Source organism: Haloarcula litorea, assembly GCF_029338195.1.
GTDB classification, from domain to species: Archaea; Halobacteriota; Halobacteria; order Halobacteriales; family Haloarculaceae; genus Haloarcula; species Haloarcula litorea.
In genome coordinates this window covers 2,806,810-2,822,711 of the sequence record NZ_CP119779.1, presented here as the reverse complement: position 1 = coordinate 2,822,711, position 15,902 = coordinate 2,806,810, and the positions used below count along the sequence as shown (strand labels likewise).

At 69.8% G+C, this 15,902-nt stretch carries 12 protein-coding genes; 7 read left to right on the top strand and 5 right to left on the bottom strand.

Annotation, left to right across the window (positions count from 1 at the left end; all coding sequences use genetic code 11):
- Positions 1–74 precede the first annotated feature (74 nt).
- Positions 75–1,097 carry an NAD-dependent epimerase/dehydratase family protein gene (locus P0592_RS15180; RefSeq protein WP_276271751.1) on the top strand — a complete coding sequence of 341 codons (1,023 nt, stop codon included), beginning with the start codon at positions 75–77 and terminating at the stop codon, positions 1,095–1,097.
- Positions 1,094–2,119, top strand: a complete 1,026-nt coding sequence (locus tag P0592_RS15175) for an NAD-dependent epimerase/dehydratase family protein (protein WP_276271750.1) — start codon at positions 1,094–1,096, stop codon at positions 2,117–2,119. The genes P0592_RS15180 and P0592_RS15175 overlap by 4 nt, the downstream gene beginning before the upstream one ends.
- Positions 2,120–2,293: 174 nt before the next feature.
- Here the strand turns inward: P0592_RS15175 and P0592_RS15170 are convergent, their stop codons facing one another.
- Complete coding sequence (locus P0592_RS15170) at positions 2,294–3,043, bottom strand: glycosyltransferase (RefSeq protein WP_276271749.1); 750 nt, start codon at positions 3,041–3,043, stop codon at positions 2,294–2,296.
- Positions 3,044–3,163: 120 nt separating this feature from the next.
- Here P0592_RS15170 and P0592_RS15165 point away from each other — a divergent pair, with 120 nt between their 5' ends.
- Both P0592_RS15165 and P0592_RS15160 read left to right on the top strand, forming a co-directional pair.
- Positions 3,164–4,573, top strand: coding sequence for a sulfatase family protein (locus tag P0592_RS15165; RefSeq protein ID WP_276271748.1), 1,410 nt, complete (start codon positions 3,164–3,166; stop codon positions 4,571–4,573).
- Positions 4,574–4,714: 141 nt separating this feature from the next.
- The gene (locus P0592_RS15160) at positions 4,715–6,676 is read left to right on the top strand and encodes a hypothetical protein (RefSeq protein ID WP_276271747.1); all 1,962 of its coding nucleotides are present in this window, start codon (positions 4,715–4,717) and stop codon (positions 6,674–6,676) included.
- A gap of 31 nt (positions 6,677–6,707) precedes the next feature.
- Here P0592_RS15160 and P0592_RS15155 read toward each other — a convergent pair whose 3' ends face one another.
- Together P0592_RS15155 and P0592_RS15150 are read right to left on the bottom strand one after the other, a co-directional pair.
- Complete coding sequence (locus tag P0592_RS15155; protein WP_276271746.1) at positions 6,708–7,703, bottom strand: DUF1616 domain-containing protein; 996 nt, start codon at positions 7,701–7,703, stop codon at positions 6,708–6,710.
- 61 nt (positions 7,704–7,764) lie between these two features.
- Positions 7,765–9,081 carry an alginate lyase family protein gene (locus tag P0592_RS15150; RefSeq protein ID WP_276271745.1) on the bottom strand — a complete coding sequence of 439 codons (1,317 nt, stop codon included), beginning with the start codon at positions 9,079–9,081 and terminating at the stop codon, positions 7,765–7,767.
- Positions 9,082–9,320: 239 nt separating this feature from the next.
- Between P0592_RS15150 and P0592_RS15145 the strand changes: the two genes are divergently transcribed.
- A complete protein-coding gene (locus P0592_RS15145; protein WP_276271744.1) occupies positions 9,321–10,535 on the top strand; it encodes a glycosyltransferase family 4 protein in 1,215 nt (404 codons plus the stop codon).
- A gap of 12 nt (positions 10,536–10,547) precedes the next feature.
- On the opposite strand, the gene P0592_RS15140 is transcribed toward P0592_RS15145, so the two are convergent.
- Entirely contained in the window at positions 10,548–11,729 is a 1,182-nt protein-coding gene (locus P0592_RS15140; protein WP_276271743.1) for a glycosyltransferase, read from the bottom strand.
- A gap of 234 nt (positions 11,730–11,963) precedes the next feature.
- Between P0592_RS15140 and P0592_RS15135 the strand changes: the two genes are divergently transcribed.
- Together P0592_RS15135 and P0592_RS15130 are read left to right on the top strand one after the other, a co-directional pair.
- A complete protein-coding gene (locus tag P0592_RS15135; protein ID WP_276271742.1) occupies positions 11,964–13,574 on the top strand; it encodes an alkaline phosphatase family protein in 1,611 nt (536 codons plus the stop codon).
- Between the two features lie 31 nt (positions 13,575–13,605).
- Entirely contained in the window at positions 13,606–14,541 is a 936-nt protein-coding gene (locus P0592_RS15130; RefSeq protein WP_276271741.1) for a glycosyltransferase family 2 protein, read from the top strand.
- A 17-nt stretch (positions 14,542–14,558) separates the two neighbouring features.
- On the opposite strand, the gene P0592_RS15125 is transcribed toward P0592_RS15130, so the two are convergent.
- Positions 14,559–15,902 carry a right-handed parallel beta-helix repeat-containing protein gene (locus tag P0592_RS15125; protein WP_276271740.1) on the bottom strand — a complete coding sequence of 448 codons (1,344 nt, stop codon included), beginning with the start codon at positions 15,900–15,902 and terminating at the stop codon, positions 14,559–14,561.

The window sequence follows — 15,902 nt, the reverse complement described above, 5'->3', positions numbered from 1 at the left end:
TTACCGTCGAGAGGCGCAGTAGCGGCCGAATATAGACTCGATAACTATCACCTGCTTTGCCAACGTAGACACGTATGCACGACTGGCAATCGCGGACCGTGCTCGTAACCGGTGGGGCTGGCTTCATCGGCTCCCACACTGTCGACGCCCTGCTGGACCGGGGCGCGGACGTGGTGGTCGCGGACGACCTCTCACGCGGCCGGCTCGAATCGCTGGAGGGAGTGCTCGGTGCGGTCGACTTCCGCCCCGTTGACCTGACCACGCCCGGCGGCTGTCAGCGCGCCGTCGAGGGCGTCGACGACGTCGTCCACCTCGCGGCCAGCGTCGGCGGCATCCACTACATCAAGCGCGAGAACGTCGGCGGGCTGACGCCGAGCGTCCTGATGAACCACCACCTGCTGGAGGCCTGCCGGACGGCCGACGTCGACCGGTTCCTGTTCGCGTCGAGCGCGTGTATCTACCGCCAGCAACACGACGGCCTCAACGAGTTCGCCGAGGACCAGGCGGTCCCCGCTGACCCCCACAGCACCTACGGCTGGGCGAAGATCCTCGGCGAGGTGGCGTGTGAGGCCTACCACGAGGACTGTGACATCGAGACGGGCGCGGTCCGGATCTTCAACTGCTACGGGCCCCGCGAGAGCCTCGACCCCGACGACAGCCACGTCATTCCCTCGCTGTGCCGGAAGGTCATCGAGGAACCGGACGGCGGGAGCATCGAGCTGTTCGGCGACGGCACTCAACAGCGCGGCTTCATCTACGTCACCGACCTCGTCGACGGGATGCTCCGGGCGCTGGACGTCGGACTCGACGGCGGGGCCGTCAACCTCGGGAACGCGAGCGAGGTCGTCACGATGAACGAGCTCGCCGAGCGGATCGTCGACATCAGCGGGAAGGACATCGCCATCGAACACGACACCTCGATGCCGACCGGGACGGATCGCTACTGCGCCGACACCGACAGGATGCGCGAGACCCTCGGGTGGAAGCCACAGACGCCGCTGGACGAGGGGCTGGTCCGGGTCTACGAGTGGGCGGCGGCGACGCTCGACGCCGACGAGGTGTCTCAGCGGACCCCCGAAGTGGAGGGGGCACGATGAGCCGCGACGACTGGCGCGGCGAACACGTCCTCGTCACCGGCGGCGCGTCGTTCATCGGCTCGCACCTCGTCGAGGACCTGGTCGCGGCCGGCGCGGACGTCCGGGTCGCCGACGACTTCTCCAGCGGGACGGAGGCGAACCTCACGGCCGTCCGGGACGAGATCGAGGTGGTCGACGTCGACCTCAAGGAGAAGCGCGACGCCCTCGACGCGACGGCGGGTATCGACACCGTCTTCCACCTCGCCGCCGACCACGGCGGGCGCGGGTACATCTCGAACTACCCGGCCAACTGCGCGACGAACATGGCGCTGGACAACATCGTCTTCGAGAGCGCCGTCGAGAACGGCGTCGAGCGCATCTCCTTCGCCTCCAGCGCCTGTACGTACCCGACCGACATCCAGCAGGACCGCAAGCGCCTGCGCGAGGACATGGTGAGTTTCGACGAGCGGGGCGGTGCCTACGCCGACGAGACCTACGGCTGGGCGAAGCTGATGGGCGAGCGGTCGCTGATGGCCTTCGAGGAGCAGTACGACATCGACGCCAGCATCGTCCGCGTCTTCACCGCCTACGGCCCCCGCGAGAACGAGACCCACGCCATCGTCGCGCTGCTGGCGAAGGCCTACGCGGGCCAGGACCCCTTCCGGATCTGGGGCGACGGCGAACAGACGCGGAACTTCACCTACGTCCGGGACATCACGCGGGCGCTGCGGCTGGCCGCGGAGAACGTCACCGACGCGACCCCGGTCAACGCCGGCACCGCCGAGTTCATCTCCATCAACGAGGTCGCCGACGCCATCTTCGAGGAACTGAACTGGGAGCCAGCCGAGCGCGACTACATGACCGACAAGCCGGTCGGCGTCCGACACCGGGCCGCCGACCCGAGCCGTGCCCGCGAGCTGCTCGACTTCGAACCGGAGTACTCGCTGCAGGAGGGCATCGCCGCCACGGTCGACTGGTACACCGAGAACCGGAGCCGCGAGTACGTCCGGGACAACCTCGAGACGCTGCTGCACGAGCGGTGAGCAGGTAGTCCCCCGTTTTTCGTTCGCTCGGACCCGCTCGGCGACGCCCGCTCTCGGCCGTCAATTCTCCGACGCGACCCACCGTTCACCGTGACGGCGAGGTGCTCCCGTCGCTCTCGGCTCGGCCAGGGCGCGCCGAGAGCGAGCACCAACCGGAGAGCCGCCGTCCGCTCGTCAGCTCTGCCCGTCCGTCGCCGAGGCACCCGAGGGGTGGTCCTCGGTCACGGTCGGTCCCAGTCCGGCCGTATCGACCCTGAGCTCGACGAGCGTCCTCCCGAGTTCCACCGGCGTCGCGATCGGGTCCACCGTCGATTCCGCGTGGTCCCGCCAGGTCACCGGAACCTCGGCGATGTCGTGTCCCAGCGCGTCCGCGACCGCGACGAGCTCGATGTCCCACGCGAACCCGGTCTCGGTGAGGTGGTCGCGGACCGAGTCCCAGGTCCCGGCGTCGACGGCCTTCGCGCCGCACTGGTAGTCGTACAGCGAGGGAGCGAGCGTCCGGCGGGCCGCCCACGCGAAGCCGTCACCGAGCAGTTCCCGGAACGTCGACTGGCTCGACACGACGGTCGCGTCCGGGTGTCGGCGCGACCCGACACTGACGGCGGCCTCGTCGAGGCCGCGGACGACGTCTGCGAGAGAGTCAGCCGGGACGCTCCCGTCGGCGTCAGCGAAGGCCAGACGGGCCGTGTCGAGACGATCGAATCCCGCGGTGAGTGCCGCACCCTTCCCCCGTCGCGCCGTCGCACAGTTGACTGTCGACCCCGTCTCCCGGAGCCGCTCGACCAGCGCGTCCGAGTCCGGGTCGTCCAGTTCCACGTGAACGCGCGTCGGGTCGACCACGCTGTGCAAGTCGTCGAGGTACGGAACGAGTGTCGTCGGGTCCGGGTCGTAGGCCGGGACCACGACTCCGATGCCGTCGGCCATCGGATGAGAGTTGCAACCGGCGTCGTTTGAGTATCCGTCGTCTAATGTGATCCGTCGGGACGACAGTTCCGTCCCGTAACGTCCCTATACTCATACCCGAGCCAGGCCTCCGCCTGTCAGATGGAACGGACCTCACGGCCGAACGTCGTCTGGGTCACGGTCGACAGCGTCCGGGCCGATCGGACCACGATGGGCGGCCACCACCGCGACACGACGCCGAACCTCCAGCGCATCGCCGCCGACCCCGGCGGCGACTGGTTCGACACCTGCATCGCACAGACGCGCTGGACGCCCGCGTCGACGGCGTCGATGCTGACCGGCACCTACCTCTCGACACACGGCGTCGGCGTCGACTCCCCCGAGGTCAGCCGGCTCCCCGACTCGCTGGCGACGATGCCGGAACTGCTCGCCGACGCGGGGTACGAGTCCCTGGGCATCGCGACGAACCAGTACGTCTGTTCGGCGACCGGGATGGATCGCGGGTTCGACGAGTTCCAGTTCCCCACGGTGCGGAACCTCCACCGGACGGTCGGTCTCCGCGCCGTGGCGGACTACGCCCGCAACATCCGCCAGTACGGGCCGGGCCTCTCGACGGACCGATCGCTGCACAACATCTCCTCGATGGTCACCCACAAGGCCAAGCAGTGGACCGCCGCGACGGCCGACGCGGAGACGCCGGTGTTTCTCTACGTCCACTACAACGGGACCCACTACCCGTACACGCCGCCCCCGGCGTTCCTGGAGCCGTACGCCCGGGAGATCGGCCAGTCCGTCGACGAGGTGCTGGAACGCTCCCGGTCGATCTTCGAGGACGTGTTCGACGTCGTGGCCGAGGACCTGCCGCTGTCGGACGACGACTTCGCGGCCATCTCGGCCGCCTACGACGCGGGGGTCGCCTACGTCGATCACCTCGTCGGCGACCTGTTCGACCACGTCCGGGAGCGACTCCCCGGCGAGACGATCGTCGTCGTCACCGGCGACCACGGCGAGGCGTTCGGCGAGCACGGCTGGCTCGGACACCACGTCCTCGTCACCGACGAACTCCTCCACGTCCCGATGGTGACCCACGGGCTCCCCGACACGGCGGGCGGGACCGGGCAGCCGGTCCAGCACGTCGACTTCACGAAGACGGTGCTGGCGGCCGTCGGGGTCGACGACGACCAGCTCGAAGGGGTCGACCTCGCGAGCGAGCGCCGGGACTACGCCGTCGCACAGCGGGCGGCCCGTGACGGGGACAGGCAGAAGCTGCTGGCCCGGAACCCGTCTTTCGACGCCGACCGCTATCGCTGGGACGCACTGAACTGCCTCCACGACGGCCGGTTCAAGTACGTCACCGGCGAGGCCGGCAGCGACCTGTTCGCGCTGCCCGACGAGGAGACCGATCGGGCCGGCGACTACCCGTCGGTCGCGGCCGCGATGGCGTCGGAGCTCGACGCGCGGATGCCGTCGTTCGCCACCGGCGGCGACGGTCAGACGGCGGCGTTCGACGACCGGATGCGTGAGCGACTGGCCGATATGGGATACATCTGAACGGCCGTCAGACCGCTTCAGAGGTCAACTCAGCGACGTTTCGCCGGTTCCCGTCTCGCCGAGTATCGAGGCACTAACTAACTACGATTGGGCGAAACGCCGAACCGGATGTACCCGGACGACACGTCGAGTCCCGGTGGGATGCCATCGAGGTTCCGCGTCGTACAGGCCGCTCTAGTCCTCCTGAACGTCGGCGTCGTAGCCGGACTCGTCCTGACGATGCGGATCGGTCGTCCCCGCTTTTTCGGGATGGGCATCATCTTCGTCGGGACGGTGTTGCTCCTCGACGTCGCCGTCCTGGTCCCGCGGTCCTCGCTCGGGCGACGGGATTGGACCGAGGTGGCCGCCGTCGGCCGGGACCCGCGCTCGGCGATCGTCGCCCTCTGTGTGGGCGTGGCGACGCTGTTCGTCGTCGGGCGGGGCCTGCTGTACTTCGCCGCGATGAGCTGTTTCTTCACGCTGATCGTCGGTCGTGTCCTGACCCGGACCGAGGGCGAGGGGAACTGGTACTTCGACGTCGCCGCGCTGGTGGCCGGGGCGAGCGTGTTGCTGGCCTCGCAGTCGCTGACGGTGGCGTACTACGCCAGGGTGTTCGACACGATCTACCACACGACGCTGGCTCGCCGGATCGCCACTTACGGCACGCTCGACGTGGTGAGCGGGACCCGCTACGACGACCTGTTGTTGTATCACACGCAGGCGAGCGTGGGGATGCGGATCACGGGACTGGAGCCCCGGACGTACGGTGCCGTCTTCTTCGCGGTGCTGTTCTCGCTGACGCTCGTCTCGCTGTTCGCCGTGTTCCGGAACGTGACGGGCCTCACGCGGATCGGGATGCTCGGGGCGGCGCTGGTGGCGTTCAACCCCCAGTTCGTCCGCTGGGGGACCAGCGTCCACGCACAGGCGCTGAACTTCGTGTTTCTCGTCACGTTCCTGCTGGTACTGACGAAGTACCGGCCGGACCGGCGCTTCACCGCGCTGGCGACCGTCCTCGCGGCGGCGATGGTGACGACCCACCACCTCAGTACGGCGATGTCTGTCACGCTCGTCACCGTCCCGATCGTCGCGCTCCTGGGCTGGACGCGGCTCACCGCGTCGGAACTCCAGCTGCGGTCGGTCCTCGTCCGGTACGGCATCTTCGTCACGCTGACGGCGTACTACTGGTACTCGACGGGGATCGTCTTCGGCGTTCTCGAGTGGGTGTTCGAGTTCAGCCCGCAGGCGAGCGCGGGCGTGACGACCAAGCAGTTCGTCGTCCAGCGCTACGAGGAGACGACCGCGCTCGCGCTGAACAGCGTCCCGTTCCTCCTCAACAACCTCCACTACGGACTCTTCCTGCTGTTCGGGGCCTACGCGCTCTGGGTGCTTGTCCGGCGGCGACAGACTCAGCTGACGAACACCGCCCTGTTCGTCACGTTCGCGTTCCTGTTCGCGGTGCTGCTGTACGTCCCCAACCCCGCCTGGATGCCCCTCCGAGGCATCGCGGCGCTGAACCGCTGGGGCATCATGACGCTCCCCTTCCTCGCGTTGCCGGCCGTCGGGATCTACCTGTTCGGACGGGACTACCGGGAGACCGCCGGGTCGGCGCTGCTGGTCGTCCTCGTGTTCGCGCTGGCGTTCGCCTCTATCGGCGGCGGGTTCACGGACCCCTCGCTGGCCGACGCGACGGGCAACGAGAAGGGGGCCCAGCGGTACTTCTCGTCGGGGGACATCGACGCGGCCGGGTTCGCGGCCGCCCACCGGGACGGCGCTCCCGCCCACGGCCCGACGCTGTTCCCGGGGCTGCTGACGTGTGCGGAGTGGACCGACCCGGGACCGGACACGCCGAACCAGTACGGGGCGATGGTCGTCGAGAACGACCGGATACAGGTCAGACCGGGGCTGACGGTGATGCCGGAAGAGACCTTCCGGGACGACATGATAAAGGTAGTCGTCCTCGACCCCGTCGGCTATCCCGACGGCGTCGCGGTCCAGTCGCCGGTCTCCGACGAGACGGTCGAGTGGTCCCCGCGCGACCAGGACATCGTCTACGACAACGGGCAGACCGTCGTCGCGTACGAACCCGGCAACGGCGAAGACCCGCCCCGGTCCCGCTGTAAGTGAGTCCTCGCCCCGTCCGGGGAGACGACGGCCCTCACCCCGACGTCACGGTCACGTCGATGTGGACCGCCCGGTAGGCGGTGTCCAGGGAGACGGCGTCTGCCGACCCGCGGTCGAGCAGAACGACCAGACGGAGGTCCTCACCGGCGAGCGACGGTACGAACCGGACGGATTGCCGGACCTCCTCGCCGACGGCCAGCGTCGTCCGGAAGCGACCGAGGTTCTGCCGGGCGACGACGGTCTCGCCGTCCGCCCCCAGCTGCTGGAGTCGGACGACGGCCGTGTACGTGGTCCGGTCCCGTTCGTGGTTCCCGACCGTGACGATCAGGGACTCCGACTCGCCGCGTGTGAGCGTCTTCGGATAGGACTCCGCGGTGACCGCCCCCGATCCGTTCTCGGCGAGCACCGACAGTTCGGTGTAGTCGCGCTCGCCGTCGAGCCCCGAGACAGTCGTCCCGTTCACGGCGAGTCCCGTCGTCCCCAGCGCGATGCCGACACCGGCCACGACGACCGCGAGGCCGACGGCGACGTTCAGCAGGGCGTTCGTCCGACCCGACACCGACGGCCCGCTCGGAGCGCGAGATCGGGGGAGCCGGGGGACGAACCGCCGGTCGGAGCGGCACCGGTACCGGCGGACGGCGGCGACGAACAGGGCCGCCAGCGCGACCACCGAGACGGCGAGCAACATCGGGAGCAGACCGACCCCGATCCCGACCCAACTCAGGGCCAGCCCCACCAGTCCGACCGTCGCGACGCTGAGGCCGACGGCGAACCCGATCCGTTCGGCCGAGTCGATGGTCTTGCCCGCCTCCGCCATCGGCGTCTCTGCGTTCCGCCGGGGGAACAGCGCCGACACCAGTGCGTATCCCGGGAGCAAGACGAGAAACGGGACGCCGAGGACCGTCCGGAGCGCCGTCGCCCGGACCCCCGGCACCAGGACCGCGACGTTCGTCGCGACGACGAGACAGCCCACGAGCACGAGGTCCCAGACGACCGTCCGGTTCCCACCGCCCGTATCCAACTGGTCCATACCGACCCCGGTGTGCTCCGACGGTTAATTTATACACTCGCTACCGTACCGGTGGCGGGACTCAGCCGTCGATGACCGGCTGTTCGATGTCGTCGAACTCGAAGAGGTTCCCGTGCGTGAGCGTCGTACACCCGAGGAGGCGGCCGTCGGACACCGGTCGGCCGACGAGCCCGACCACCTCCCTGAACTCCCGGTCGGCCCACCTGGAGTAGGCGAGTTCGTACAGCGACGCGAAGCCGCGCCGCTCGTAGTCCACGAGCCCGTTGTTCCCGAGCCCCCACCGCCAGCTGTCGGGGTCGGCGAGGTACGGCAGCATGAACCGATAGAGCTTCCGGAGCGTCGAGCCGTCGGCCGGATCGGTCGGCGCGTTGTAGCCGTAGAGGTCGATCCCCTGGTGGCGAGCGATCTCGGCGGTCATCGTCAGCGCCTTCATCCCGTAGACGTGGTAGCTGAACCCGTCCTCGCGGTTCAGTTCCTTCCGGAGTGCGCCGATCCCCTCGCCCTTCCGGCGGTAGTCCCTCCAGTTGCGCTCGGCGCGCCACATCTCCAGGGCGCTGTCGAACAGCGCCTCGTCGCGGAGGTAGACGGCCGCGCTCGCGAGCGTCTGTATCCGCCACGCCCAGATGTTGTTGTACTGGAAGTAGCCGGGGTCCTCGATCGAGTCGACGAACGAACGGACCCAGGACCGGAACTCGGCCTCCCGGTCCACCCCCCCGTCGCGCCAGTGCGGGTGGCCCCGGAGCAGCGACGCCGCGTACCAGAAGTCCGGGATCGTGATCCACAGGGAGATCGCCGGCCCCGCCCAGAGATCCTTCGCGACCGGTTTCATCCGCGTCTCCTCGTCGAGACACCAGTGAGAGATCAGGTCGATGCTCCTGCGAGCGAACCGATCTTCGTCGGAGAAGCGGTACGCGAGCGCCGTATCGCGGGCCGCTGCCGTCATCTCCATCGCGGCGCGGTAGTCGTGGCGGTCCTCGTCTTCTCCGAACCGGTGTGGGTCGTCCCACCTCGGCGCGCCGTCGTCGACGATGCTTCTGGGGTCCATCGAGAGCGCCGCTTCGGCCGAGCCGTAGAGGCTCCCGTAGCCCGAGTGCCACGGTTCCGCCTCCGCGGCGAGGCGCTCCCGGATGCCCCGCAACTGCTCGTCGGAGACGAAGACGTAGTGGCCGTCGAACCGCGAGGCGGGTTCGGTCGGGGAGCGGGTCCGTGTCCCGCGACCGTCCGTCGTGGGCGGCGTCTCCGGCGTCTCCGTCACCGGCGGTGGCTCCCGATCGTCGTCGCTGAACCAGGAACACCCGGCCAGGGCCACCGCGGTCCCCGCGCCGGCGTGCAACAGCGCGCGGCGGGTGAGTCGGCGCGACCTGTCGTCGTCTGTCACCCTCGGACCGCCTCCGATACGGCTCCGGGTCGGCTCCGACGGTCGCCACACTGCGCTCCGTGCATTCAGTCGTGCCTGGCTCTGTCGGGGGTTAGTTACGACGCGGTTACTCGCGCACGCGGCGGGCCCCGGTGGCTCCCGACGACCGTCCACGGCGGGCCGGTCGCGGGGAGGGTCACGCCCGACCGATACACGGACCCTAACTAACCCTCCCCGGGGCCGTAGACCGGACCGAACAGATGACGCCCGACGCGCCGACGGGGAGCCGCCGCGTGACCGTCGTGGCTCCCCGCGACCCGATCCCGGTCAACAACGGTCTCACCGAGCGGGTCTACCAGCTCGCGACGCACCTCGGTCGGCACCACGAGGTGCGGCTCCTCCACCCCTACGAACCGGAGCGAGCCGCGACGGCGGAGGGGCGAGTGCCGGACGAACAGCCGTTCGACCGCGTGGCGCTCCGCTCGCGCGCCGTCGGCACCCTGGAGTGGCTGCTCCCGGACTACTCGCCGCTGAAGGGGGTCTACCAGTTCCACCCGTGGCTGTACCCCGCCCTCAGGGACCACCTGACCGACCGGCGGCCGGACGCCGTCGTCGTGGAGTTCCCGTATCTGGTGCCGGTCGTCCGGGCGGCGGCGCGGGGCCTCAACGCGACGCTGGTCCTCTCGGAGCACAACGTGGAGTACCGGTTCGCCGAGCGCGTCGGGATCCCCCTCTGGCGACTGCTGGCGGCCTTCGAGACCAGCGCCTGCCGACTGGTCGACGCCGTCGTCACCGTCTCGGACGAAGACCGGCGGACCCTCGCTGCCCGCGTCGACGGCGCGAACGTCGAGTTCCTGGTCGCTCCCAACGGCGTCGACGTCGACCGCTACGCGCCCGCCGCCGCCGCTCGTGCCGGTGACATCGCGGACCGGTACGACCTCGGAGCGCCGACGCTCGTCTACCACGGCAACCTCGCGAACGCCCACAACAGCGAGGCCGTGCGGGAACTGCTCGACGAGGTGTTCCCCGCGGTCCGGGAGTCACACCCGGACGCGACGCTGTTCCTCGTCGGCGGGAACCCGCCGGAGACGGACCGGCCGGGCGTGGTCACGACCGGGATCGTCGATGACCTGCCGGCGCACCTGGCGGCGGCCGACCTCGCCGTCGCGCCCATCCGCTCGGGGTCGGGGACGAACCTCAAGATCCTGGAGTACCTCGCCACCGGCCTGCCGGTCGTCACGACGCCGGTCGGCGCGGAGGGGTTCCCGCTGGTCGACGGCACGCACGCCCGGATCGTCGACGGCGAGGAGAGCGTCGCCGAGGCGACGGCATCGCTCCTCGGGGACGACGAACGACGCGAACGGTTCGCTCGCGAGGGCCGGTCGCTCGCGACCGACGAGTTCGACTGGTCGGAGACGCTCCGCCCCTACGACCGGCTGCTGACCGACGCGCCCGTGCCGACGGCGCGTCACTGAGCGGGACCGTTCTCAGTCGGCCGGCTCGACCTGTTCGACGGTCGGCTCGCGGCCGGTAGCCGTCCGATACAGTGCTCGATAGGCCGCGACCGTCCGCTCGATGTCGAACGTCGACCGCGCGCGGTCGTGCCCGCGCCGCCCCAGCCGTTCGAGGTCGGCCCCGCCGAGCCGACACAGCGCGTCCGCCAGCGCTGCCCGCGACTCCGGCTCGACCACGAGACCCGTCTCGCCGTCGACGACGGCCTCCGCGGTCCCGGCCACGTCCGTCGCGACGATCGGCAGGCCGGCGGCCATCGCCTCCAGCAGCGTGACCGAGAGCCCCTCCGTGGTCGACGGGAGGACGAACGCGTCCGCGGCGGCGTAGTACTCCGCGACGGTCGGGACCCGGCCGGTGACGGTCACGCGGTCGGCCAGCCCGAGCGAGCGGGCCGTCTCGCGGAGGTCCGACTCCAGCGCTCCCCAGCCCACCAGCAGCAGGTGGACGGGCGGGAGGTCCCCGGCGGCGTCGGCCAGCGCCCGTATCAGGAGGTCCTGAGCCTTCTCCGGGGAGTACCGGCCGAGACACAGCAGCAGCAGCGCGTCGTCGTCGACGCCGTGACGTCTCCGGACGCCGTCGTCGGCCGACTCGACCTCCGCGCGGAACTCGTCGACGTCGATGCCGTTGTAGACGGTGTAGGTCCCGCGCGTGAGCGGGTCGCCGGGCTCGTAGCGACGGGCGTCCGCGGCGAAGGTTCGCTCCACGTCCTTCGAGACGGCGACGTTCGCTTCGCTCAGCGGTCGGGTCGCGCGTTCGGCGGCCCGGATGGCCGGGTGGAAGTTCTCGGCGGTGTTGTGGTACGTCCCGACGACGGGCACGTCGGCGGCGGCCCCGGCGATCCGGCCGACGACGTGGAGGTACAGGGAGGTGTGACAGTGGAGCACGTCGGCGTCCCACCGCGAGAGCGTCCGCGACAGCCGCCGCAGTCGCCGCGGGCGGAACTGGCGGGCCGGCGACGCGTTCTCGCCCTCGGCGAGGCGGGCGACTGTCGCACCGGCCGCCTCGAACGCCTCGCGGCGACTCTCGTCGGTCCCGAAGTACACGACGGCGTGGGAGACGTCGTCGTCGGAGGCGCGCACCTGGCGGAGGAGCTGGTTCTCCAGTCCCCCGAGCGCGAGGTGGTGGACGAGGTGACAGACGCGGAGGTCCCGTGACACGGGCGAGCGGTACAGGTAATCGCGACTTAGTTCTGCGAACGCTACCCCGTCCACCCGCGGAGTAGTCGCCTCCTACCGACGCACGGCGGCGGTCGGCCCCGCGTGTCGGCGGCCGACGGCCCCGTGCGTCGACCGGGGCGGAGCGGGGAGCGGCGACCGGTCCGGCTGCCACGGACCCGTCGGCGGCGATTAGGGTGCGTTTAGCAAAGCCACTACTGCGGGATGTCTCCCCCGATGAGTACGGATCTCGTTGTGCTCGGGCTCGACGGGCTGGACCCGGGACTCGTCCGTGACTGGGAACGCGACCTCCCGACCATCCGTTCGCTGGTCGACGACGGGGGATTCGGACGGGTCCGGTCGGCGGACCCGCCGCTGTCCTCGCCCGCCTGGCCGTGGATCTACACCGGTAAACAGGGCGGCAAACACGGCTGCTTCGGGTTCACCAAGCGGGCACCCGACAGCTACGAGCGGGAACCGATCAACCACACCGACGTCCGGGCGGAGGCGCTGTGGGAGGCGCTGGACGACGCCGGCGTCGCCTGTGGCGTCGCCAACGTCCCGTTCACGTACCCCCCGACGGAGCTCGAACACGGGTACGTCGTCTCCGGGTGGCCGTCCCCGAACCACGCCACCCTGAGCGAGCCACCCGACCTCGTCGACCGCGTCGAGGAGCGGACCGGCGAGCGGTACCGCGTGACGCCGTTCCCGGTCGGTCCGGAGCTCCGGATGGCTGACGACGAGGAGGTGTACGACCACCTCGTCGACGGACTGTGGCACCACGAGCGGGCCTTCGAGGCGCTCGCGTCGTTGCGGGAGACGGACGTCTTCTTCCCCGTCTTTATGGCGACGGACGTGGCCGGCCACTACCTGGGGTGGAACCGCGAACTCCTGCACGACTTCTACGTCGAGGCCGACCGCGCCGTCGGGGAGCTGCTCGACCACGTCGGCGGCGACCCCGACGTCGTGCTGCTGAGCGACCACGGCCACGGGGCCCGCAGCGAGTGGAACTTCCACGTCAACGAGTGGCTTCGCGAGCGGGGGTACCTCAGCCTGCGCGGCGGCGACACCGGCGAAGACCGGTCCCCGCTCCGGCGGATCGGACTCACCCGAGAGAACGCCGTCCGCGTGAAGAACGCGCTCGGCATCGACGACCCGCGGACGCTGCTCCCCCAGCGGGTGTTCGACCTGCTGGAGTCGACGATCCCGCCGGCCGACGCCGCCGGCGACGGGTTCCAACCGTCCCGGATCGACTGGTCGGAGACGGTCGCGTACGCCCCCGGACAGAACGTCCTGGTGTTGAACACGGAGGACCACCCGTCGGGCACCGTCTCGGCGGCCGAGGCACCGGCCCTGCGTCGGGAGATCGCGGCCGAGCTCCGCGCGGTCGACCACCCCGAGGACGACGGCCCGCTCGTCTCCGACCTCGAGCGCAAGGAGGAGGTGTTCGAGGGGCCGTTCGAGGCCGACGCGCCCGACCTCGTCTTCCTCGGCGACGGGATGCACGTGACCGTCCAGGCGGGGTTCACCGGCGGCGACGTCTTCGTGCGGGATCGCTGGAGCGAGCACCGCCCCCACGGGACGCTCGTCACCGCCGGGGACGCCTTCGCCGACGCCGACGAGTTCCGGGACCGCGAGGTCGTCGACCTCTTCCCGCTCGTGCTCGGCCTGCTCGACGTCCCGATCCCGGAGAACGTCGACGGGGAACTCCCCGCCGAGCGTGTCGCCTCGTCGCTGTCGCCGACGTACCGCGAGAGCCGGGACGAGTGGGTCGAGACCGACACGTACAGCGACGCCGAGCAGGCGGAGATCGAGGAGCAGCTGCAGGGCCTGGGCTACCTCGAATGACCGACACAGCGCCCGCCCGAGTCCGCTGACCGTGTCCCGATCCACCGACGGCACGACCGCGACGGCGTCGCCGCTGGTCTCCGTCGTGATCCCGACCTACTACCGGAACGACGCGCTCCCAGACGCCGTCCGGAGCGTCCTCGAACAGACCCACGAGCCGGTCGAGGTGATCGTGGTCGACGACTCGGGGGAGGCCCACGCCGAGCCCGTCGTCGAACGGTTCGACGGCGTCGAGTACGTCCCGCTCCCGGAGAACCGGGGGAGCAACGGGGCTCGCCAGGCCGGGCTCGACCGGGCCACCGGCGAGTACGTCCACCTCCTCGACGACGACGACCGGATGCGACCGGCGAAGCTGGCGCGGCAACTGGCGCGGTTCGAGGACGCGCCCGACGACGTCGGGGTGGTCTACACCGGCATCGAGAAGACCGGGGGGCTGACCGATCTCCCCTCCGAGGACGCCAGGGGCGAGGTCCTCGACCGGGCACTTGCGTTCGACCTGTGGCCCTGTATGACCTCGACGATGCTGACCGAGCGGGCGACGATGGACGCCGTGCTCCCGCTGTCGGACCGACGACACGGGACCGACCTCGAACTGATGATCGAACTTGCGGCCACGGCGTCGTTCGACTTCGTCGACGCGGCGCTCCTCCACAAGCGCATCGACGAGCTGTCGGTCGGCCACTCGCTCGCCGCCGTCGAGGCGCGGTTCGACATCGTCTGCGAGTACGACCACCTCTACGACCGGTGTCCGGCGGCGGTCCGTCAGCGGGCGATCGCGAACACCTACGAGACGGAGGGACAGATCCTCCTCAAGACACACCGCTGGTCGCCGAGGGCAGTCGCTGCGTTCGCACGGCACCTGTACTACCTCCCGGAGGTCGGCGCGAAGGCGGTACTACAGGCTCTCGCCTCGCTCCTCGGTCGACCCGGGTGGCGAATCGCTCGAAGCGTGGGTCGGTATCTCTGACCCGCCGCCCGCTCCGACTACGCGTTCCCGGTACCGGCACGCCGGAGCGATCGAACCAGTCCGGTGTTGGTCCCCGCGCTGTTGCTGACGTCGCTCCCCGATCCGTAGAAGTACGTGGGCGCGGTCGGCCTGCTCGTGACGTCGACCTTGCTGCGACCGATGGAGACGTCCCCCTTGGTCTGGATCTGCCCGATGACGTTGTTCCCGTTGTTGGAGCCGAGTTCGAACACGGAGTCGATGTCGACGCCGCCGCCGAAGCCGGTGACCTGTGTGTGTGGCAGATAACAGTACCCGGGTCCGTTGAGGCGGTTGACCGTGTCCGTCGAGTAGGGGTTGGTGGACGGCTCCCAGTTCATGAAGTTGACCTGCACGAACCCGAGCCCGGTCATCGTGTCCAGATCGAGTACGCCGCTGTGGTCGCCACCGACGTTGCACATGTCCACGACCATACCGGGCGACTGCGTCCGCGACTTGAACACCGGGTGGCGTGAGCCGTGGTCGGCGTACAGGTTGGTGATCTTCAGCATAAGGGGAGAGTCGGAGTCGAAGTCGAAACACGGACCGGAGTTGTTCCTGGCGAACATCAGCGTCTCGTAGTGACACGAGAACGTGTGGGAGTCGTCGTAGTGGACGACGCCGGTCGGAGCGGGGTTCCAGTTGCTGAACCGGAGGCGTCCGATGTTGAACATCCGCGGCGTCAGCCACTGCTCGCCGTCCGGCATCGAGAACCTGATCGCGGGGTAGTTCTGACCGGTCCCCCGGAGGGTGAACCCGTCCATACTGGCGAACTTCCAGCCCCACCCGCTGACGTCGAAGCCGACGTTGGAGCCGGTGATCTCGACGACCGAACTCCGCTGGCCGCTGGCGTCCGTCGAGATACCGGTCCCCTGGATGTGAACGCCCTGCGCACTGGACGGGACCCGGACCGGCCCGCGCTCCTGTGTCAGACCCGGCGGGAGGTAGACGGTGCCGCTACCGTCGCTCGCGGCGACGGCGTCGATAGCGTCCTGCAGGGGACTGTCCGTCCCGCTCGGATCGATCCGGACCTCCGAGCCCGCGGCGACCACGACGAGGTTTCCGGCCGCGAGGCCCCCGGAGAACGTCGCTCCGTCCGTCGTGGTGATCGAGTTCGATCCCGAGCCGCCGTCGAGGTTGCCGACCCGTTCCCACGAGTCCCCGTTGCCGAGGTAGACGTCGAGCGTGTCCGTGGCGAGGAACTTCCGCCCCGACCGCGGTTCGTACTGTCCGAGGTTCCCGTCCGCGTCACGGACCTCGATGTCCGTGTCCATCCGTTCGAAGTTCTCGTTCAGCGGAACGTGCCAGTCCGTCGTGCCCTGCTCGGGCGTGTTGTACCGTGCCAT